The organism is Streptosporangium jomthongense (genome assembly GCF_042650425.1).
GTDB lineage: Bacteria > Actinomycetota > Actinomycetes > Streptosporangiales > Streptosporangiaceae > Streptosporangium.
This window is the reverse complement of record NZ_JBHSBC010000001.1, coordinates 539,419-559,534: the sequence shown is the minus strand read 5'-3', so window position 1 is coordinate 559,534 and position 20,116 is coordinate 539,419. Positions and strand designations below refer to the sequence as shown.

At 69.6% G+C, this 20,116-nt stretch carries 21 protein-coding genes; 14 read left to right on the top strand and 7 right to left on the bottom strand.

The window, feature by feature from the left end:
* Positions 1-60: 60 nt before the first annotated feature.
* From ACFOYY_RS02680 to eccCa, 4 genes are all read right to left on the bottom strand, one after another.
* Positions 61-615, bottom strand: a complete 555-nt coding sequence (locus tag ACFOYY_RS02680) for a TetR/AcrR family transcriptional regulator (RefSeq protein WP_386187420.1) — start codon at positions 613-615, stop codon at positions 61-63.
* Positions 616-768: 153 nt separating this feature from the next.
* A complete protein-coding gene (locus tag ACFOYY_RS02675; RefSeq protein WP_386187417.1) occupies positions 769-1,731 on the bottom strand; it encodes an intradiol ring-cleavage dioxygenase in 963 nt (320 codons plus the stop codon).
* A gap of 233 nt (positions 1,732-1,964) precedes the next feature.
* Entirely contained in the window at positions 1,965-2,231 is a 267-nt protein-coding gene (locus ACFOYY_RS02670) for a hypothetical protein (protein WP_352010193.1), read from the bottom strand.
* A gap of 111 nt (positions 2,232-2,342) precedes the next feature.
* Positions 2,343-6,329: a type VII secretion protein EccCa gene (gene eccCa / locus ACFOYY_RS02665; RefSeq protein WP_362909477.1), complete on the bottom strand. Its 3,987-nt coding sequence runs from the start codon at positions 6,327-6,329 to the stop codon at positions 2,343-2,345.
* Between the two features lie 235 nt (positions 6,330-6,564).
* Between eccCa and eccD the strand changes: the two genes are divergently transcribed.
* From eccD to ACFOYY_RS02615, 10 genes are all read left to right on the top strand, one after another.
* On the top strand, positions 6,565-7,926 hold the full coding sequence (eccD, locus tag ACFOYY_RS02660; RefSeq protein ID WP_362774243.1) for a type VII secretion integral membrane protein EccD: 1,362 nt from the start codon (positions 6,565-6,567) through the stop codon (positions 7,924-7,926).
* 275 nt (positions 7,927-8,201) lie between these two features.
* Positions 8,202-8,570, top strand: coding sequence for a YbaB/EbfC family DNA-binding protein (locus ACFOYY_RS02655; RefSeq protein WP_386187412.1), 369 nt, complete (start codon positions 8,202-8,204; stop codon positions 8,568-8,570).
* Between the two features lie 324 nt (positions 8,571-8,894).
* The gene (locus ACFOYY_RS02650; protein ID WP_352010197.1) at positions 8,895-9,221 is read left to right on the top strand and encodes a WXG100 family type VII secretion target; all 327 of its coding nucleotides are present in this window, start codon (positions 8,895-8,897) and stop codon (positions 9,219-9,221) included.
* Between the two features lie 35 nt (positions 9,222-9,256).
* The gene (locus ACFOYY_RS02645) at positions 9,257-9,556 is read left to right on the top strand and encodes a WXG100 family type VII secretion target (protein WP_352010198.1); all 300 of its coding nucleotides are present in this window, start codon (positions 9,257-9,259) and stop codon (positions 9,554-9,556) included.
* An 82-nt stretch (positions 9,557-9,638) separates the two neighbouring features.
* Positions 9,639-10,025 (top strand): hypothetical protein, encoded by a 387-nt coding sequence (locus tag ACFOYY_RS02640; RefSeq protein WP_352010199.1) that lies wholly within the window; start codon positions 9,639-9,641, stop codon positions 10,023-10,025.
* A gap of 11 nt (positions 10,026-10,036) precedes the next feature.
* A complete protein-coding gene (locus tag ACFOYY_RS02635) occupies positions 10,037-11,356 on the top strand; it encodes a WXG100 family type VII secretion target (protein WP_386187407.1) in 1,320 nt (439 codons plus the stop codon).
* Between the two features lie 28 nt (positions 11,357-11,384).
* Entirely contained in the window at positions 11,385-11,864 is a 480-nt protein-coding gene (locus ACFOYY_RS02630) for a hypothetical protein (RefSeq protein ID WP_386187404.1), read from the top strand.
* Between the two features lie 13 nt (positions 11,865-11,877).
* Positions 11,878-13,185, top strand: coding sequence for a hypothetical protein (locus ACFOYY_RS02625; protein ID WP_386187401.1), 1,308 nt, complete (start codon positions 11,878-11,880; stop codon positions 13,183-13,185).
* A 38-nt stretch (positions 13,186-13,223) separates the two neighbouring features.
* A complete protein-coding gene (locus ACFOYY_RS02620; RefSeq protein ID WP_386187398.1) occupies positions 13,224-14,285 on the top strand; it encodes a hypothetical protein in 1,062 nt (353 codons plus the stop codon).
* Positions 14,286-14,369: 84 nt separating this feature from the next.
* The gene (locus ACFOYY_RS02615; RefSeq protein ID WP_352010204.1) at positions 14,370-15,134 is read left to right on the top strand and encodes a WXG100 family type VII secretion target; all 765 of its coding nucleotides are present in this window, start codon (positions 14,370-14,372) and stop codon (positions 15,132-15,134) included.
* Positions 15,135-15,138: 4 nt separating this feature from the next.
* Here ACFOYY_RS02615 and eccB read toward each other — a convergent pair whose 3' ends face one another.
* The gene (gene eccB, locus ACFOYY_RS02610) at positions 15,139-16,590 is read right to left on the bottom strand and encodes a type VII secretion protein EccB (RefSeq protein WP_352010205.1); all 1,452 of its coding nucleotides are present in this window, start codon (positions 16,588-16,590) and stop codon (positions 15,139-15,141) included.
* Between the two features lie 204 nt (positions 16,591-16,794).
* Here eccB and ACFOYY_RS02605 point away from each other — a divergent pair, with 204 nt between their 5' ends.
* Genes ACFOYY_RS02605 through ACFOYY_RS02595 form a run of 3 tightly spaced genes read left to right on the top strand, consistent with a single transcriptional unit; the run spans position 16,795 to position 18,322 of the window.
* Positions 16,795-17,100 carry a hypothetical protein gene (locus ACFOYY_RS02605; RefSeq protein WP_362774225.1) on the top strand — a complete coding sequence of 102 codons (306 nt, stop codon included), beginning with the start codon at positions 16,795-16,797 and terminating at the stop codon, positions 17,098-17,100.
* The gene (locus tag ACFOYY_RS02600; RefSeq protein WP_386187394.1) at positions 17,097-17,897 is read left to right on the top strand and encodes a hypothetical protein; all 801 of its coding nucleotides are present in this window, start codon (positions 17,097-17,099) and stop codon (positions 17,895-17,897) included. Before ACFOYY_RS02605 ends, ACFOYY_RS02600 begins: the two co-directional genes overlap by 4 nt.
* A complete protein-coding gene (locus ACFOYY_RS02595) occupies positions 17,894-18,322 on the top strand; it encodes a YbaB/EbfC family nucleoid-associated protein (RefSeq protein ID WP_386187391.1) in 429 nt (142 codons plus the stop codon). The genes ACFOYY_RS02600 and ACFOYY_RS02595 overlap by 4 nt, the downstream gene beginning before the upstream one ends.
* A 7-nt stretch (positions 18,323-18,329) precedes the next feature.
* On the opposite strand, the gene ACFOYY_RS02590 is transcribed toward ACFOYY_RS02595, so the two are convergent.
* Both ACFOYY_RS02590 and ACFOYY_RS02585 read right to left on the bottom strand, forming a co-directional pair.
* The gene (locus tag ACFOYY_RS02590) at positions 18,330-19,130 is read right to left on the bottom strand and encodes a hypothetical protein (protein WP_362774219.1); all 801 of its coding nucleotides are present in this window, start codon (positions 19,128-19,130) and stop codon (positions 18,330-18,332) included.
* A 91-nt stretch (positions 19,131-19,221) separates the two neighbouring features.
* Positions 19,222-19,521: a hypothetical protein gene (locus tag ACFOYY_RS02585; protein WP_352010210.1), complete on the bottom strand. Its 300-nt coding sequence runs from the start codon at positions 19,519-19,521 to the stop codon at positions 19,222-19,224.
* Positions 19,522-19,676: 155 nt separating this feature from the next.
* On the opposite strand from ACFOYY_RS02585, the gene ACFOYY_RS02580 reads away from it, so the two are divergent.
* Entirely contained in the window at positions 19,677-20,093 is a 417-nt protein-coding gene (locus ACFOYY_RS02580; protein ID WP_352010211.1) for a YbaB/EbfC family nucleoid-associated protein, read from the top strand.
* The last annotated feature ends 23 nt before the right edge of the window (positions 20,094-20,116 follow it).

The following is a 20,116-nucleotide window of genomic DNA, read 5'->3' as shown; positions in this document are numbered from 1 at the left end:
GGGAGGGGTCCGTTCAGGCGAGGTCCGGCGTCCGGCGGAGGCCGGGCCGGTCCGGGTGGTTCAGGGGTGGTCGGGCTCGCGGCCCAGGGTGCGCAGCGCGCCGCGGATCATCTCGGCGCGCAGGACCTCCTCGGGCACGCCGAGATCGTCGGCGGCGGTGACGGAGACGGCGCCCAGGACCATGTAGGCGGCGATCGTGTCCGAGGGCGCGGTCGAGCCCCCGGCCAGTGCCGTGAGTAACCGCCTGATGGTGGCGGGGACGGCGCCGAGCGCCGGGTGGACGGTCATCGTGGGGATGTCCTGGAACAGGATCCGGACTTCCAGCCGGAACCGCAGGGCCAAGTCGACGAAGCCGGTGACGGCCGCCCGTGCGGCCTGCTCACCGTCCAGTCCGACGAGCCGGGTCCGCAGCGCGGCCAGGCCCTCGCCCGCCGGGGCCAGCAGTTCGGTGAGGATCGCGTCCTTGCTCGCGAAGTGGTAGAGCAACGCCGCCTTCGAACAGCCCGCGACCTGGGCGATGTCGTGCAGTGAGGTGCCCTTGTAACCGCTGTCGGAGAACAACCGCAGCGCCGAGCGCAGGATGTGCTCACGCAGAGCGGAAGGGGGACGTGCCATGCCCCAATGATAACTGTCCGATCGGTCAGATCTGACCGATCGGACAGGAATGGAGACGTTCGGGCCCTCGGTGTGGTCACGAGGAGGCCGGGAGGTCTCCAGCACGCCGATGGAAGTACGGCGTGCCGGGGGTGGAGATCGACCCGCGCGGGATCAGGGGGCCGGGGAGGGGGCCGGAGTCCCGGGAGGCGTGGTGGGGAACGGCGGGAAGGGGCCGCCGGGCCAGTCCTGACCGTCGTGGACGGCGTCGGGGTCGACACCGAGGGTGATCGAGGCGCTGATGCCCCTGGCCACGTGCCTGGGGTCGTAGCGCACGTCGAGCATGCCGTCGGCGGTGGTGTCGCCGGTGTAGAGCATGTCCTGCTCGTTGGTGGTGCGGGTCTTGGTGTTGGTCGAGTACGGCCTCAGCACGGAGACGGCCTCGATCAGCTTCTCGGGGAAGTAGAGCTGGCCGGTGTGGCAGTCGTTGCCGCCCAGGTAGGCGCCGTGCCGGAAGGCACCGTTGACGTGGACCTTGACGTGGATGTGGATCGCGCGGCCGATGTACCAGCCGGGGAAGGCGCTCCTGAAGGTGACCCAGCCGTTCCTGTCGGTCATCTGGAAACCGCGGAAGTAGGTGGTGTCGCTGTCGGGCTCGGCGTGCATGCCGCCGCCGGGGGCGCCGGTGGGCATGTCCGTCGGGAAGGCGGTGGGGAACGCGGTCGGGAAGCCGGGGCCGTCACCCGAGGAGGCCTTCTCGTAGCTGGAGTAGATGCCCAGCGCGTCACAGTGCCAGATGTCGACGGCCTTGTTGCGCAGCGGCCTGCAGTTCTCCGAGTCGACGATCTGGATGCGCAGCAGCAGCGGGACGCCGGGCTTGTGCTCGGTGATGTTCGAACGGTACTTGTCGTAGTCCAGGTAGTAGGGCCCCTCGATGGTCTCCTTGGAGAGCGGCAGGCAGAGCTTGCTCGTGGGAGTGGGGACGGTGGGGGTGGGGGTGTGCGCGGCACCGGCCGTCGTGCTCGCGGACGCGGTCGAGGCCAGGTAGCCGGTGCCCAGACCGGCGGCGGCGATGCTGACCCCGCCCGCGATGAGGAGCTGTCGGCGGTTCGGTTTCGGTGCGCTGGTTTCTTCCATGCGCACGAACATTAGGGGCGCCGTGTGAAAAAAGTCTAAGAAAATGGGCTGGATTCTGATGTTACGTAACGGAAATGTGATCCACGGGGGAGCGGTTGCGTCACGGGTATTAACCAAATCTTATATGTGAAAGATATGGTTCGGACGCCGGTGGTTACTCTCTGTAAATAAATCGGTTTCCCGTTGACGGTGTGACGGGCGCCCCGCCGGTGGGGCGGGGCGCCGTGCCTCGGTCAGGCGCGCTTCCAGCGCCACCGCCCGTTGGGGTAGCGCGTGCACGTGTACTTACGGCCGGTGGCCTTGGCGTAGCCGTACCTGCCGTGGGCGGCGGCGGGGCAGTAGGCGCCGGGGGTGACGCAGTTCCAGTGGTTGCCCGAGCGCTGGTAGGTGCACGAGACCGTCGCGCCCGCGGGCGCGGCGGCGGCCACCAGGGCCGAGGCGGTGGTGGGCACGAGCACGGAGGCGGTCAGGGCCGCGGAGACCACGAGACGTCTGAGCAAGGAGCGCTCCCAGCGTGTGGGGATGAACGGTGAACACCGAGGAGACGCGCCTCATATATCCGCAGGTTGACCTATAAGTGTGTCCTTATTAGGACAATTGCCGGGGTTCGATCAGGTCTCCTCGGAAGGTGGGAAGAAGGCCGTCTGGGTCAGGCGGGAGCCGTACCGGCGGTCGACGTAGTAACCCCGTCCCGGCGGCAGCGGATGGGCGCGGACATTGCCGAACAGGAAGCCCTCGTCCTTGTTGCCGGACAGGATCACCGCGGGGCTGGCCATGTCCTTGACCCGCTGGATGATCGGGTCGAACATCGCCCTGCCCACACCGCCCATCGCGCGGGACATCACCAGGTGCAGACCGATGTCACGGGCCTGCGGCAGCAGGTCGGCCAGCGGCAGCAGCGGGTTGGAGGAGGTCGCGACCAGGTCGTAGTCGTCCACCACGATGTACAGGTCGCAGCCCTGCCACCAGCTCCTGTCCCGCAGCTGCTCCGGGGTGAGGTCGGCCGGGGGCAGCCGCTTGAGCAGCGCGCCGCGGACGTCGTTGATCAGGTCGGTCGCGGCGGCGCTCGACGCGGCGTAGCCGATGCGGTGCTCGGTCGCCGCCGAGTCCAGCAGCGACCGCCGGTAGTCGATCACGATCATCATGGCCTCCTGCGGCGTCTGCCTGGCGACCAGTCCCTCGGTGATGACCCGCAGCAGGTTCGACTTGCCGCTCTCGGTGTCGCCGACCACGATGAAGTGCGGGTCGGCCTCGAAGTCGAGCAACACCGGCGACAGGGCCGCCTCGTCGATGCCGAGCGGGATGCGGGCGCGCCCGGTCTGCTCGACGCCGGGCAGCGTCCCGACGGGCAGTACGGCGGGCAGCAGCCGGACCGGCGGGGCGGGCGGCCCCTGCCAGGCGTCCCTGATCGCGTGGACCAGCGCGCGCACCCCCGTCGACAGGTCGTCGGCCTTGCGCACACCGTCGATCCTCGGCAGCGCCGACAGGAAGTGCAGACCCTCCTTGGTGAGTCCCCGCCCGGGAACCCCCTCGGGCACGGCCAGCGCCGACTTGCGGTTGATCTCCGACTCGTAGGCGTCGCCGAGCTTCAGCTCGACCCGGGTGCCGAACAGGTCGCGGATGCCCGGCCGGAACTCCGACCACTTGTTGGTCGCGGCCACCACGTGGATGCCGTACCCGAGACCGCGGGCGGCGAGGTCGGTGATGACCGGTTCGAGCGACTCGAAGTCCTGCCGGACCGTGAGCCAGCCGTCGACGACGAGGAACACGTCGCCGTAGCCGTCGCCCTCCGCCCCCTCCGCGAGCCGCTGCCGGTAGGCGGTGATCGAGTCGATGCCCTGCTCGGCGAAGTCACGTTCCCGCCGCTGGAGCAGCGCGGAGATCTCGGCGACCGTACGGCGCACCCGGTCACCGTCCAGGCGGCTGGCCACCCCGCCCACGTGCGGCAACGCCTCAAGCGCGGCCAGCGAGCCACCGCCGAAGTCCAGGCAGTAGAACTGCGCCTCACGTGGGGTGTGGGTGAGCGCCATGCCGGTGATCAGGGTGCGCAGGACCGTGCTCTTGCCGCTCTGCGTGCCGCCGACGACGCCGACATGACCCGCGGCTCCCGACAGGTCCAGCCAGAACGGGTCGCTGCGCTGCTCGAAGGGCTTGTCGATGACGCCGATGACGGCGTGCAGCCTGCCTCGGCCCGCCCAGCTCGGCGTGCTCAGCCCGAGCTGTGGGGTGACCGAGATCTGCGGAAGCAGGTGGGCCAGGGTCGGCGGGTCGCCGAGCGGCGGCAGCCAGATCGGGTGCGCGGGGGGTCCCTGCCCGGCCAGCCTGCCGACCACCAGGTCGAGCAGGCTGGCGGCGGCGCGCTCGACGGGGATCTCCCCCGTCGTCAGCTCCTTGGGCGGCTCCTCGATGACGGGGACCGGGGCGAAGCCGGGACCGTACTCGACGACCTGGTGCAGGCCCGCCGCCCCGCCCCGCGCCACGGAGGACAGCGGGTCGGGCTGGTAGGAACCGGAGACATAGGCGGCCTTGAACCGGGTCATCCCGGTCGTCTCGAACTTCAGGTAGCCGTTGCCCGGCGCCGACGGCAGCTCGTAGGCGTCGGCGACACCGAGCACGACCCGGCTCTCCATGGCCGAGAAGGTCCGCAGGCCGATCCGGTAGGACAGGTGGGTGTCCAGGCCGCGCAGCCGTCCCTCCTCAAGGCGCTGGGAGGCCAGCATCAGGTGCACGCCGAGCGAACGGCCGAGCCGTCCGATCATCACGAACAGCTCGATGAACTCGGGTTTGGCGGTCAGCAGCTCGCTGAACTCGTCGATGACGACGAACAACGTCGGCATCGGCGCCAGGTCGGCGCCCTGCTCGCGGGCCCGCTCGTAGTCGCGCAGGGAGGCGTAGTTGCCCGCGGCGCGCAGCAGCTCCTGGCGGCGGACCATCTCGCCGTGCAACGCGTCGTACATGCGGTCGACCAGGGGAAGCTCGTCCTCAAGGTTGGTGATGACCGCCGAGACGTGGGAGAGGGTGTCCAGGCCGAGGAAGGTCGCGCCACCCTTGAAGTCGACGAGGACGAAGTTCAGGATCTCCGACGAGTGGGTGATGGCCAGGCCGAGCACGAGCGTGCGCAGCAGCTCGCTCTTGCCGGAACCGGTCGCGCCGATGACCAGGCCGTGCGGTCCCATGCCGCCCTGGGCGGACTCCTTGATGTCCAGCTCGACCAGGCGCCCGTCGACCCCCAGGCCGATCGGCACCCGCAGCCGGTTGCGTCCCGCCCTCGGCCGCCAGGTCACCGCCGGGTCCAGCAGGGTCGGCTCACCGACGCCGAGCAGGTCGGTCAGCGAGGTGTTCACCGACAGCGCGTCCTGGGTCTCCCCGCCCTTGACGGTCGAGGCGCGCAACGGGGCGAGCTGCCTGGCCAGGCCCTCCACGCGAAGGAAGTCCAGCCGGTCCGGGTCGCCCAGACGGGTCGAGCTGCGCTTGCCCGCGTGGTCGATCTTGACCATGAAGAAGCCCTCCGGCCGCACGTCGATGCGCAGCGTGTTCTTCTCCTCGATCGGCCCCGCGGAGCCGGACAGGTCGATCACGGTGACGCCCTGGATGGCGTCCGTGCCGAGCTGCGAGTCGTGCGGCACGTGCCCGCCGTCGAGGATCAGCACGTGGTACGGCAGCGCGTCCGGCGAGGCTCCTGGCCTGAACCGCGCCCGCTCCTTCAACGCCCCGCCGAGCAGCCGGTCCAGCTCGGCCAGGTTGTCGGTCATCAGCCGCACCTGGCCCGCCGCGTCGGTCTCCTCGGGGTGCAGCGCGTGGGGCAGCCACTTGATCCACTCCCACTGGGCCATCCACTCCTCGCCCGCGCACACCATGATCCGCATGTCGTCGGGGGAGTGGAAGACGGCCGTCTGGGCGACCATCGCGCGGACCAGTTCGCGCACGGCCACCGGGTCGCCGGTCAGGTTGATCCGCGCGAAGGAGTGCAGGGCGACGGCGACCGGCAGTTCGGAGACCGTCGAGTGGGCCCTGACGAACCTGCGCAGCGCGCCCGCCGACAGGGCGTCCAGGTCCTCGACCGGTTTGGAGTCCGGCGGGATGAGCTGGATGGCGAGCTTCTGCACCCCGGTGCCGAGCCGTACGGTGCCGAAGTCGTCGTCGCGGGGGCGCCGTTCCCACAGCCGGGGACCCAGGGCCACCCACCACAGGGAGTCGGGGGAGGGGCTGCTCCATTCGAGGGCCTCGCGCTGCTGCTTGGCGGCGCGCCGTACCTTCTTGCGGACCTGGGCGAGGTAGCGGAAGTAGTCCCTGCGCAGGCCGTTCAGCCGGTTCTTGCGCTCGCCCGACTGGCGGCCGAGCTGACCGGCGGTCATGCCCATCATGGAGACGGCGAACAGGCCGCTGGCCACGTACATGATCGGGCTTCCGGTGCCGCCCGCGGTGAACATCAGGCCCATTCCGGCGGCGCCCGCGGCCATCGGCAGGTAGGTGAGCAGACCGGTCAGTCCCTGCGGCTGCACCTCGGGGATCTCCGGGGGAGACTCCAGGAGGATCTCACCTCGCGGGGGCTTGGGCGGGGGACGGCGCTCTGGGCGCCGTACGACGACGATGCTCACCCTGGAGGTGCCTTCCTGGTCGGTTTGTGCACATCTGTGGCGAAAGCGATTGCCGACGGATGTCGCGCGTGATCCCTACTCTCCCCGCTACCGTATCCGGCATATCGGTGGTTTCCGTGATGCTCCACGATGCTTGCAACCAAGAGGGAGGACGACCGTGAGGTCGCTGGCTCAGGCCCCCCAGGGGGCCGTCACACCGGGTCTCCCAGTTCAGAGCGCCGCTCCGTTGCCTCCCATGTGCCACATCACGATCGTCGCCCCCCGCAGGAAGGCCGATCTGGCGCTGCCCGCGGACATCCCGCTCCCGCACGTCCTGCCGGGCCTGTTACGCGCGATGGGCGAGGTCGGGGGTGAATCCGCGGCCGCTCCCGGATGGGTGCTGCAACGGCCGGGCGGCTCCCCCCTCGACATCGGCCAGAGCCTGGGCGCCCTCGGGGTGCTCGACGGGGAGGTGCTCTACCTGCGGCCCCGCGAGGCCGTGCTGCCGCCCGCGATGTTCGACGACGTGGCCGACGTCGTCGCCACCGGCTTCAGGGAGGCGCCGGGAGGCTGGGGCGTCAGGCACACCCGCTTCGTCGGGGTCGGCGCCGCGACCGCCCTCCTGGTGGTCGGGGCCCTCGTCCTGCTGTTCTCCGGACCACCCTGGCGGGTCTCGGCGGTCTTCGCCGGAGCCTTCGCGCTGTTGCTGACCGTCGCGGGCGGCCTGCTGTCCAGGGCGGTCGGCGACGCGCCGGCGGGTGCGATGATCGGCTGCGCGGCGCTGCCGTACGCCTTCCTCGCCGGACTGCTGGCGCCCGCCGGGGACACGGGGCTGGCCGGGCTCGGCTCGGCGCACATGCTGGCCGCGTTCGCGACGACGGGCCTGGTCGCGACCATCGGCACACTGGCCGTCGCGGACGGCGTGCAGGCCTTCCTCGGTGTGTCCATCGCCTCGGCGACGGGGGCCGTCTGCGCGGCCGTGGTGATGTTCGCCCAGGCACCCCCGGCAGGGGTGGGGGCGATCGCCGCCTCGGTCCTGCTGGCGTGCGGCCCGCTGTTCCCGATGCTGTCCTTCAGGTTCGCCGGTCTGCCGATGCCCTCGATGCCGACCAACGCCGAGGAACTGCGCCTGGACAACCAGCGGATCGACGGCCCGGCCATCATGGAGCGCACCGCCCAGGCACAGCGCTACGCCACCGGCTTCGTCGCCGGAATCGGCCTGACCTCGGTGGTGGCGCAGGTCTACCTGGCCTTCGACCCCGGCTGGGTCGCCCTGGCCACCTCGGCCACGCTGTCACTGACGCTCCTCATGCGGGCCCGTGTCTTCCAGGGAACCGGGCAGCGACTGTGGCTGCTGCTTTCCGGCGTCTTCGGACTGGCCGTACTGGCGTTCTCCAGAGCCCTGGCCGGCGGCGGCGTCGCCCTGGCCGTGGCGATGGGCCTGCTATGCGTCGCGCTCGTACCCGCGGGCATGGGCCTGTGGCTGCAGTCGGGCAAACCCTCCCCCTTCTGGGGCAGGGCGGCCGACATCCTGGAGATCGTCCTCATAGTCGCCCTCTTCCCCCTGGCCCTTGGCGTCCTGGACCTCTACACCTGGATCCGAGGCCTAGCCGGCTGACCTGCGATTCTCCCCGGTGCCAGGTGTGAGGGGTTTGGCTTTTTATGCCTTACCGGTGCCGTGCGTGAGGGGTTTCGGTTCGGGCGCGCCGGCGCTTGGACTGAGGAGCGAAGGAGCGAAGCGGATGAGCGACGAGGGAAAGCACCGACTCAGGGCGCCCAAGCCCGCGGCGCCGAAGGCGCCGCAAAGAGACAGGGGATGAGATGGAATTCGGTGAGTTCGCCAACATAGACGTGGAAAAGCTGCTCTCTGGAAACAGTTCGCAATTCGCGAAAATGGAGGAGCTGCAGAGGACGATCGCCACGCTCGTCGGTCGTGCCCAGGACGAGGACGGCCTGGTCGCGGTCGAGTACGCCGCGGAGGGGCTGCGGGGGCTCGAACTGCACCCCAAGGCCATGCGGCTCAGTTCGGGCGAACTGGCTGAGCGGATCAAGGAGGTCTTCGCCGAGGCGTCCAGGGACCTGCAGAGACAGCTCGCCGAGGCCGCGGATCAGGCGTTCGGCGAGGGGGACAATCCGCTGAGGACGTTCGGCGGCCCGGACGGGCCGCTGGAGCAGGTCCAGGAGGCGGGGGTCGCCTACGACCGTGCCTTCCAGGACGTGATGGGGGAACTCGACCGCATCCGGCGCCGTCTCGAACTGTGAGTTCACGTAGACGGCTTTCCAGATCACGGAACGTCGCCGTTTTTTCGCCGACTTCTTTCCGTGATGGAGGAGTCACGCACTCGTCTGGCCTGCTCGTTTATAGATAAGACGCTAAATGTTTACTTTTCCGTAATATGAATGCATGTTAGCTATGTGATCCCTGATGGCTAGCATGCCGTCTGATGATGTTCGTCGGGGTAGTCCTTTCTGTCCGCTCGTGTGGCTTCTCTGGCCATCCGGGTGGCATCGCGTGGGCCGTACGGTCCGCACGGGGGCGTGACACCACCACGGACAAGCAGGCCTTATGTCACGGAGGTGTGACCGGTGGCGGAGTTTTTCGGTGCGAGCCCCGCACAGATCAAGAAGGCGTCCGAGCTCGTCGTGGACACCGCGCAGTACGTCGAGGGCCTGCGCAAGGGCGTCGAGACGACCACGCAGGAGCTGACGGCCTCGGGCTGGCTGGGCACTGCTTCGGCCAAGTTCCTGGGCGCCATGCGCGAGTGGGACCGGCAGATGACGATCGTACGGAGTGACCTGGAGAAGATCGCCCAGAACCTGGGCGACAGCTCCGTCACCTACGACGCGGCCGACCAGGACGTGCAGTCCGGTATGAACCGGGTTGACGCGCTCATCAACACCGGCGCCAGGTAGTACGGCCCATCCCGCAGTCGAGGACGGAGAACAGAGTGTCCGACTATACGAAGGTCAACTTCGTGGAGATGGAGAAGGCCGAGCTGGGCCTCCTCCAGGTCGTCACCGCCATGGACAAGGCGACCGACGACCTCATCACCAAGCTCCAGCAGGTGCTCGGGGAGCACTGGGCCGGTGACGCGGCCAACTTCTTCGAGGAGCACAGGAAGGTCTGGGACGCCGCGGAGCAGGAGATGGGGCGTCAGCTCAACGAGGCCGCCAAGGCCCTGGGCATCGCCAGCGAGAACTACAAGGCCGCCGAGGCGCGGAACAAGGCCATCTGGAGCAACCACTGACACGGTCGCCGTGTGAGCGGGTGCTCTCCGGCCGCCGCCGTACGCGGCGGCCGGGGTGGCGCCGGGCGCGCCGAGGAGAGGCATGAGCGCATCGGAGTGGCCGAGTCTGGACGACGTGGCGAACATCACCGAGTTCGACACCTTCCAGATGAGAAAGGTCGCGCAGGAGCTTGAGGAGTACGCCGCGGGGTTCGCGGGCCCCGCGTTCTTCGAGGGCTACACGACGGGTTCCGCGGCCAGCGTCGAGACCAGCGGAAACCTGAGCGGCCAGGAGGTCGGCGAGTGGCCCGCCGCCCGGACGTTCGGGCAGACGGTCGCCGGGGGAGCCTCCACGGACGGCAGGATCGCGGTCCTCGCCCAGGTCTACGCGGAGTTCGTCGCGCAGTACGCCCAGGTCATCAAGACGATCAGGGACAGCGCGAAAGAGTACGACGGCGCCAACACCGCCAACGGCGCCGGGAACGGGTGACAGGGGGAGCAGTGGACACCCAGAAACGGACCGTGCGGGTCCGTTCGGCCGCCGCACCGGTCCAGGGGGAGGTCGGCGACTCCTTCACGGCGATCGACGACTGGCTCAAGGGCACCTCGCCGGCCGAGATCGAGAACGCCGGCTTCGGGTTCACCAACGGGGCCGCCGTCATCGAACTCGTCACCGGTGCCCTGGAGGGCAACGCGGCCAGGCTGGCCCAGGTCTGGGGCGGCCCGGCCGCCGTCGAGACGCACAAGGCCATACGCATGCTGCACACGACGGGCACCGAGCTGGCCGCGGTGATGAAGGAGGTCGGCACCGTCCTGCGGACGTACGGGGGCGTTAACCTGCCCGCGGCGCGCCAGGAGATGGAAGGCCTGCGCACGAAGCGGGCGAAGGCGCTTCAGGTGGGCCCGCAGCCCCCCGAGGCGGACGGGACGGTCGACGCCCGCAACCTCCTGAAGAAGCTCAACGGGCAGATCGTCGAGCTCTACGCGAAGATCCCCGAGGAGTTCACCTACACGCTTCCGGCCGCCGCGGAACCCGCGGGGACCGGCGGTTACACGACCACGGACTACTCCTCGGTGGGACGGCCGACCGGTTCGCGGGGCAACGGGAGCACCTCGCGGACGGACACCGGCCCCTGGCGGGGAAGCGGCTCACCGGCCGACGGTCCGTACGGCACCGGCGGCACGAACGGCGGACACAGCGGCACGGGCGGCCCGGACGGCACGGACGACGGCTCCCAGGGCGCCGGCACCCCGGGTCACCCCGGCGGCACCGGCGGCACCGACGGTTCGGGCACGACCGGCCCCGGTTCGGGCACCGGCGGCCAGGGCTCCCCGGGAGAGCCGGGACCGACCGGCCCCGGCGGCCAGACGGCAGGCCCGGGTTCGGGCGGGGACGGCACGGCCCCGGCCGTGATCGGCGGGCACGAGACCACGTCCGACGGCACCGGCGCCACCCACGGCTCGGGAAGGACCGAGGTCGCGAGCTTCGCCCCGACCAACCTGGTCGCGCCGCCCACGATCCAGCAGCACACGGTCCTGCCCGTGTCCCCGGTCACGACGTCCGGCCCGCCCCTCGCCCCCACGGTGATCGGCGGCCCCGGATTCGGCGGTCCCGGCCTCGGGACAGGCGGGGCGGGAGCCGTACCCGGAGCGTCGTCCCCGGCGAGCAGGGGCGGCTCCCCGATGATGCCGTTCATGTCGCCGGGCGGAGGCGCGGGCGGCGGGGCCGAGGAGCAAGGCCAGGAGCGCACGACCTGGCTGTCCGAGGATCAGGACGTCTGGAACTCCCGTGGAGACGTGATCCCCCCGGTCATCACCTGACTTTTCCGAACTTTCCGAAAGGTGCGGCATGGCGATCGAGCTCGATCCCGACTGGCCCGGTCTGACCGTCAAGAGCGACAGCAGCGGCAAGGGCGGTCCCGACCTGAACCGCGCCACGATCAAGGAGATCGCCGGGCTGCTGGAGAAGGCGCTGCAGAAGCTGACGACCCCCACGCAGCCCCCCGCGACCGCGGTGGCGACGGCCAGGGGAGAGCGCGCCGAACTGCCGGGGCCTCCCCCGGGGGGCGGGTCGCTTCCCGACCTGCAACTGCAGTGCGCGCTCAGCGACGAGCACCTCGGCAAGTGGCTGACCGCCCAGCAGTTCACCATGGCGATCAACACGTCCTACTCGGTTCTCGTCGGAGAGCGGGGCCAGAAGGGCGGCGGCCTGTACTCCTCGACGATCGAGCAGTACAAGGCCGTCATCGACACGCTCTACGAGATCGCCAAGGCCTACGACGGCGCTGAGGTGGCGAACGAGGGCACGGCTCCCAAGACGGGCGCCTGATAGGGAGGCCATCATGGCGGAAACAGGCTCCAACCGGCTCAAGTACGGCATCGAGCCGCAGGAGACGCACCTGTCGGTCACGCTCTTCGACAGCATCAAGGACCAGGTCAGGGAGTGGGTGGACGCCACCCAGCCGAACTCGGTGAAGCGCGCGGGTGACTACTACGTCGCCGCGCACGACCTGCTCCAGGAGGCCGCGGCCACCCTCAAGCAGCGGGCGACCGATCTGGCCGGGACCTACAAGGGAGCCGAGAGCGTCGAGGCCCAGAAGGAGCTCCAGCGACTGCACGGGAGCATCCGCGAGCTGGCGGGCAAGATGCGGCAGGTCGGCACCACGCTGCGCGGCTACTCCGAGACGCTCAACTGGGCCCAGCGCAACATCGTCACCAAGCGGGGCGAGGACTCGCGCTCCGACCACGACACCGACTGGGCGGACCAGATCCCGTTCTACGGCGCGTACCGCGCCGAGGACAGGGCAAGGGACCGGTTCAACGAGATCAACGAGAAGATCATCCAGCACTACAGGGAACTGCCCGAGGACGTGCAGCACTCGCTGCCGACCCCGATGCAGCTCCCCATGCCCGACTACGGCGGCGTCGACCTGCCCACGGGCCCCGGGGGAAGGGTCACGGGGCCGGGCGGGGGCGACTACAACGGCACGCCCACCCGGCTGTCCGTCGACGACCCCACCAACCGCCTGGGCCTGAACGGCTCGGACCCCTACGGCCAGGGTGACCTGGGCGGCCTGGACGGTTCAGGACAGGGCGGCAAGGACCTCCCCGGGCAGGGGCCCGGATCGGTGGACGGCTTCCCGCCCGGTTCGGGGACGGGCGGTCCGGGCTCCGGCGCCGACGGCTCCGACCCGAACCTCACGAACCCGGGAACCGTGAACGGCTCCCTCCCCGGCACCGATCCGAACGACCGGTTCGGTACCGGCTCGACCTCCCTCGCCGGCCTGAACCCCAACGACCTGGGCAACGGCACACTCGGTCTGCCCAACGGCCAGGGAGCGGGCACCTTCGGCAACGCCAACGGCCTGATCGGCACCGGTACGAACGCCGGCACGGGAACGGGAACCGGCGTCGGGGTGGGGGTCGGCCTGCCGGGCGGCACCGGGGGCCTCGGTGGCGCCGGAGGCCTCGGTGCGGGGGCCGGGGGGCTTCGGGGCGCGGGAACCCCGGGGATGCCGATGATGCCGATGGCTCCCGGCGGCGGCGCGGGTTCGGAGGAGAACCAGGACCGGGAGAGCAGCACCTGGCTCCTGGAGGACGACGAGGTCTGGGGCAACGGTGGCGACACCACTCCCCCCGTGATCGTCTGATGTGATGGTCTGTCGTGAGGATGTCGTGAGGAGAGGAAATGGGCGATTCGCCACTGGACGGGATCTCGCTCGGGGTCGGTGGTCCCGCCAAGGTCGTCTCGTTCACCGATGACCAGCTGAAGAACCTCGGCACCGAGTTCGGCAGCCGGGCCAAGGACGTCGACGGTCTCATCCACGGCACCGGTTCGATCGGCATCGCCCCGCCCGCCTTCGGCGTGCTCGGGATAGGGCTGAACACCGCCCACGACACCGCCCGCGACGGCGCCGTCAACGCCCTCAAGGCGGGCAAGGCGGCGATCGACTCGTGGAACGCGGCTCTCAAGGCCGCGTCCGAGAACTACGCGGCCGCGGAGAAGGCGAGCACGACCGAGGAGAAGCCAGGCCCCGGCGGTCTGGGGGGTCCCGGCAATCTGGGAGGCCCCGGCAAGCTGGGAGGTGCCGGTCTCCCCAAGATGGGCGGTGGCCTCGACGGTGGGGCCGGTGACGGTATGAAGTTCCCCGGGTCGGGGACGGATCCGTTGGACAAGGACCTGCTGGACCGCAAGTTCCCCGACGACACCAGATCCCTCGAAGGCACCAAGCCTGACGACGTCAAGTTCCCTGACAACACCAATTTCCCCGGCCAGAACGGGACGAACCAAAACCTGCCGGACTCCAATCTGCCCGGGGCCAAGCTCCCCGACCCGAACGGCATCGGGGGTGACCTCAACAAGCCCGGCCTCGGGCTGGACGACCCCACGAAGACCGCCCTGTCGTCCTACAACCCTCCCAACGTGGGCAACCTGGGTAACGTGCCGACCGGGAATTCGGGACTGCCGGGCGGTACCACCTGGACGGGAGACACGCTGGGGCCGGGCTCGTCCGGCCGGGGCGGCGGGTTTTCCGGGGTCGGCGGCAACGGGTCCCTCCCGGGCGGCCTGTCCGGCACGGGTACGGGCGGCGCGGGTGGCATGGGCGGCATGCCGATGATGCCGATGGCACCCGGTGGCGCGGGCGGCGAGCAGGGCAAGGAACGCGAGAAGACCACCTGGACCTCGGAGGACGAGAGCGTCTGGGGCGGCGACGAGGACATCGCCCCACCGGTGATCGGCCAGGAATGACTGACCCCCTCGGGCCGCGGCCCGAGGGAGACGGAACGCTGAGGCGTATGAGCGGGAACCGGATGCCGGAGAAGGAGACGAGCCGTGGCCTACGAGAGTGATCGATGGGGATACATGTCGTTGATCCCGACGGGGCTCGCCGCCGCGGCCGTCCTCATGCATCCGGGGGCCTACCTCATCGTCGCGGCCATCGGGACGATGGTCTCCAACCCCGGCGACATGGCGAAGGCGGCCGGTGAGTGGCGTGACCCGAAGGGGGCGGGCGGGGTCGACATCGACACGCTCAAACAACAACTGATCGACCTGAAGGGGAGGGCCGAGAAGGAGGGCAAGTGGGAGGGGGACGCGCAGAAGCTCTTCGCCGCCACCATCGACGAATTCGTCACCCAGCTGGACGGCGTCAAGAGTTTCCGCGCGGGAACGGCCGACACCCTCGACCAGACCGCGTCCCTGTACCACAGGACCTTCCAGTTCGCCACGCTCGTGATCGGCGCCATGACCGTCGCGGCGGCCGCCTCCCTCGCCCTGTGGGCCTTCCCGCCGCTGCGGGCGGGTCTCATGCTGCAGATCAACACTTTTCTCAAGGGACTCGACGCCGTCGTCAGAGCCGTGCTCAAGAAGAAGCTGCTGGCGATCGGGGCGGTCTCGGTGATCCTGATGATCGTCAACGACATGGCGAAGGAGCACGGGCGGCTGTTCTACGGCATGCAGTCGATGCCGGAGCTGGAGACGGACTTCACCCAGGTCAACCTGCAGTACGAGAAGAGCACCGGGCTCACCGTGAAGCCGGACACCTCCGCGCTGAAGCCTCCCAAGCCGAAGGGCGGAATCATTCCCGGCGTCTTCTGACCGGTCACTGTCGCTGCTGCGGCCCGGTGGTCCGGGGCCGGTCGGCCTGCACCGGTTTCCTGGCCGCCGGGATGTCGAGCGCCGGTCCCTCGGGGATCAGGTGCACCAGGTGCGCGGGCAGCGGGGCGATGTCCTGCGTCGTGTAGCCGAGGGCGGTCAGCGCCTGCGGTGAGGTGACGGCGTGCCGCCGCCCCTGGTCGTCGACCAGGTAGAGCGACTGGATCGCGTCCAGCCTGCCGTCCCCGGGCAGCAGCCCGGCCAGGGCGCCTCCGCCGTACGGCAGGACCACCTGGTCGACCACGTCCTGGTTGAACCAGCCCTTCGGCGGCGTGGGGACCGCGACCGTGCTGCCGACCGTCAGCAGCGCCTTGGCCGAGCCGCGCTCGGTGTCGGCGTAGACGGCGCAGACCGGGCTGGTCGACGGAGGGGTGATGACCGCGGGCATGGTCCTCGGGAGGTCGCCGCCGCCCATCGAGGTCGCCGAACGCCTGGCGCCGGTCGCGGTCGCCGGGTCAAGCTCGATCGCCTTGACCGGGGCCCGGCCGTACGCCTTCTTGCTGCCGGGGTCCTGCAGCAGCAGGGCGGCCTGGGCCGGCGTGAGGGGCGCCAGGCCGTCGGCCAGCTGGACGTACCACTTGGCGCCTCCGCCGGCGACCGGCGCAACGGTGAACACCCTGCCGACGATCGACGCGCCGCCGTCGGGGCCACGCGTCTGGCGGCCGAGGCCGGGGACGGAGGGAGAACGGAAGTCGGGCCCGGCGGGCAACGCGTTGAGCCAGGCCAGCGGGACCTGTCGGGGCCGCTCCTCGGTCAGCGCCCGTGCCCCCTCGGTGGAGACGCGCATCCGCTGGTTCGACCAGAGCAGCCAGGCCTGCCCGTCCTGTTCGACGAGCATGGCCTTGTCCTGCCCGATCGGTTCGCCGCCGACGGCGAACCCCCCGACCAGGGTGGTGTACGGCCTGCGCTCGCCGTTGGCGTCCGCCCCCTCGACCACGCAGGCCGACCAGGGGGAGCGGACCAGGCGGTCGCGGGCGGGCAGCGACTCCGGGGCGCCGGGGATGCCGACCAGCGTGCCGCGGGGGTAGCCGGACAGCGAGGCGGAACTGACCACACGCACCTTCACGTTCTCCTGGCCGACCAGCAGCCGCGCGGAGGCCATGTTGACGACCGGGATCATCGTGCCCTGGGGGGCGCTGTAGACGAACGTGGCGCCCGTCTCCTCCTCGACGATCACGGTTCCCGGGTCGGTGAGCGCGGTCGCGTTGCCCGGCCGCAGCAGGCCGATCACGCCGAAGACGGCCGCGACCAGTACGGCGACCAGTACGCCGCCGAACATCGCCACGTTGTGTCTGCGCATGGGCGACTCGGGCAGGTCTGGTTCGCCCTGGAGCAGGGCGGTGCCCAGGCGCTGCGTCATCAGCCTGTACGCCTGGTAGAGGTCACGCCGGGTCTGCATCCCAACCCCCGTATCGCTGGATGCGTTACCGCAAGCATAGAAGGACGATCTTGAAAATGGTCCTTTTTGTGGTGGATGTAAACGGTTGCCGTCCAGAGCGTTTCCGATCATCGAAAGCCCGCTGAACAAGGTCCGGGAAAGCCGGGACGGCGGGCCGGGCGGTGATAGGAGATACAGGAACGACCGTTGATCAAGGAGGGGCACATGGCGCTGGACATTCACGTCACGTCCGACGCGATTCGAGCACTCCACACCGAGGTGACGGACACCACCATCCCCAAGGTCAGGGAACTGCGGGACATGGTGGCGAGCACCCACGTGTCCTTTCCCGGCTGGGGGGCGGCCGGTGAGGTGGCGATCGGGATCAGGTACCGCCAGATCCAGCGCCAGATGGAGGAGAGGTTCACCGAGGCCCTCGACGTCCTGGCCTCCTGGCAGGAGGGGCTGCTGACGGCCGAGGGCAACTGGAAGACCGCGGAAGCGGCCAGCGGCGTCGTCGTCCGCCGATGACCGCCTCGAACAGGCCCCGGTGGAGGACCGCGACACGCAGCGCCAAGGGCGTCGTCGTCAACTCCTCGAAGATCATCAGCAGTCTGGAGAAGGGCGCGCGGCTCGCGCCGACCCTGTGGGCGGGCGTGGCGATCGCGGGGACGGCGGTCGCCAACGTGCCGGGGATGGCCGACGCTTACAACAACTGGGAGTCGATCCACTCGCGCCTGGACACCCTCAACAAGAGCTTCCTGGCCTCCCTGCGGGACAAGGAGAAGGACGGGTGGATCGCCAAGGACCGTGAGGCGTTCAACCACGCGGTCCAGCAGTACCAGGAGGCGGTGGAGAGCCTGCGCGCCTACGTCAAGGCCGTCGCGGGGATCGTGGACGAGCTCGGCGACGCCTACCGCGCCTACTGGGCCGCGCTCGCCGCGCTGGCCGCCCGGCTGATCTCCCTGCTGCTGATCGCCGCGGCCATGCTGACGACACCGTTCGCCGGGTCGGCCATGCTCAACCTGAGAATGCTCGGCACCCTGGCCAGCAGCATCATCGGCGCCTCGACCGCCGCGCTGGTGAAGATCATCGCCGCGGGGGCGAGCAGCGTCTCGCTGTTCTTCTCGGGCAAGGCGTTCTGGCAGATGTTCAACCTCTCGCCGACCGGCGCCGCGAAGATCGACTTCACCCAGGCGATGATCGTGACGGGGAACCTGCCCTCCTTCCAGAAACCGCCCCCCTCGCAACCCGGGCAGCCGACCCGGCTCCCGCCCTCGGCGGGTTTCCAGTGGCTGGCCCCCAAGAGAGAGCTTCCGGCGCCATGACACAGATGAACCGCGACTTCGACGACCTGCGCCTGGACACCCCGGAAGGTCTCGACGAGTTCGTACGGCGCAGCGACGAGATGCTGAACAGGCTCGGCGGCGTCCAGTACGAGCTCGGCGCGATCACCGGAGAGGGCGAGGCGGCCGACGGCATGGCGCGGGCCGTGGTCGACTCGACGGGACGCCTGGAGCGCGTCACCCTCGACCCCAGGATCGCGCGCCTGGACACCGCCACGATCGCCGAGGCGGTCACCGAGGCGGTCCGCGCGGCGCAGGACGACGCGCGGTGCCGTAGCGAGGAACTGATCAGCGAGGCGACGGGCGGCGAGCCGATCACGCTGGACATGGCCGCGGCCCGCCGCCAGCTTGAGGAGATCGGCGAGGACCTGGCCCGCACCCTGCGGGACCTGTCCTCGGGTTTCTGACCCGGCGCTACCTGCCGTTGATCTTGTCGAGTGTCGCGTCGACCTTGGGGTCGGGCTTGTTCGAGGCGGGCTCCCCCACCTCACGCTTGGGGGCGACCCAGGCCGAGGGCGGCTCCGTGGAGATGACGGCCTTCTTGAAGTCGATCTTCATGGCGCCGGTTGGCATGATGTTGTTCAGGTCGAGCATCCGCTGCGTGAGGGGAAGCAGGGTGGTGCCTATCAGGGCGAGGTAGCCGCCCAGAAGCGCGGTCATCTTGGCCGCGAGGCTGTTGACGATGGGGCCGATTCGCTGGAGCGCCACCTGCGCGGCGGCGGCCGTGGCCGGATTTCCCCTGCTCGCGAGTCGGATGGCCGTTATGTAGAGGGCCACCGCGGAGGAAAGGACGAGGATTCCCTTCCAGTAGTCGTAGTACGCCTGGTGGACCGCGTCCACCTTGCCCTCCAGGGTGTAGCAGACGCCGCTGAGCTTCTGCAGCTCGCCGCTGAACAGGGCGGTCGCGTTCAGGAACTCCTCGCGGTCGTCGGCCTGCCAGTCGGCACGGGACAGGAAGACCGCGTTGCCGATGAGAGAGGGGTAGGCGACCTCAAGGGCCTTGGCCAGGGCGTTCCAGTTGGCCTTGGCGTCGTTCATCCCCGGGGTGTTCGCCACGGCCGTGCTCACGATGGCCACCGCGGTGGCCAGGGCCGGAACCGGCCTGGCGTTCGCCCTGAGCGCCTTGAGGGCCTCGTCCGCGAAAGCCGTGAGCTCCCTGCGCGCCGCCGTCGCCGCCCGACCATGGTGGGTGAGGTCGACCTTCGGTCCCGTCACCTTCTCCGCCGCCTTTGCTGTCGCTGCCGTCGTTCTTCCCGGACTTCCCGGACTTCCCGGATGGAGGAGCTGGCGCCTTCCGGCGGAGCCGTCATGAGTAGGTGACCTTGCTCGCGTCCTCGGCGTCCCTCCAGTTCTGCTTGATGGTCTCCAGGGCGCCGACCCAGGCGTTGATCGCGGCGGTGGCGTCCTCGACGGACTTCTTGACGTCGCGCTGCGTGCTCTCGTACGCGCCGCCGAAGGCGAGACCGAGCAGACCGAACCCGGGGCTGTCGACGTTGGTCTCGTCGATCTTCGTCTTGAGGTCCTCGAACGCCGGTACCACCCGTTCGTTGAGGTTGCGCTGGATGTTCGCGATGCAGGTCGAGGTGACGTGAATGTTCTGACTCATCCGCCGACGTACCCCCGTGTAGTTCAGCTTTTGGACATCTGGTGGTTTCGCATGTGAACAGCGGTGTTTAAGTGATCTTTACGGTACCGTGTGGCTTTTCTGGTGTCAGGAGTGATTTCGGTTATCTGTTGTCACTCATCGTCAGGAGGAGGCGCGTGGTGTTCGATCCCACCAACTTCGGGCTGGAAGACCTGGAACGCATCAGCAGAGACGCCGAACGTCAGACGGCGCGCCTGGCCGAGATCGAAGGCGAACTGGACGAGGTACGCGGCACGGGAACCGGGGCGGACGGGCTGATCGGCGTGACCGTCGACCCCTCGGGCAGGGTCGAGAGGATCGACCTCAACCCTCGCGTCATGCGCCTGGACAGCCACGTCCTGGCGGAGGAACTCATGCGGGCGATCGGGGTCGCGCAGGACGACAGGGAGCGCAGGACGAAGGAGATCCTCGAAGACGCGGGGCTCCCGGCCACCCCCCTGGGCCTCGACGACGCGCGTGAGCGGATGGAGGCCGCCTACGAGTTCTTCGCCCACTCCGTCGGCGCCGAGGACGGGCGTTTCGAACGGCGCTGAGGAAGCCTGGAAGGTGTCGGGGC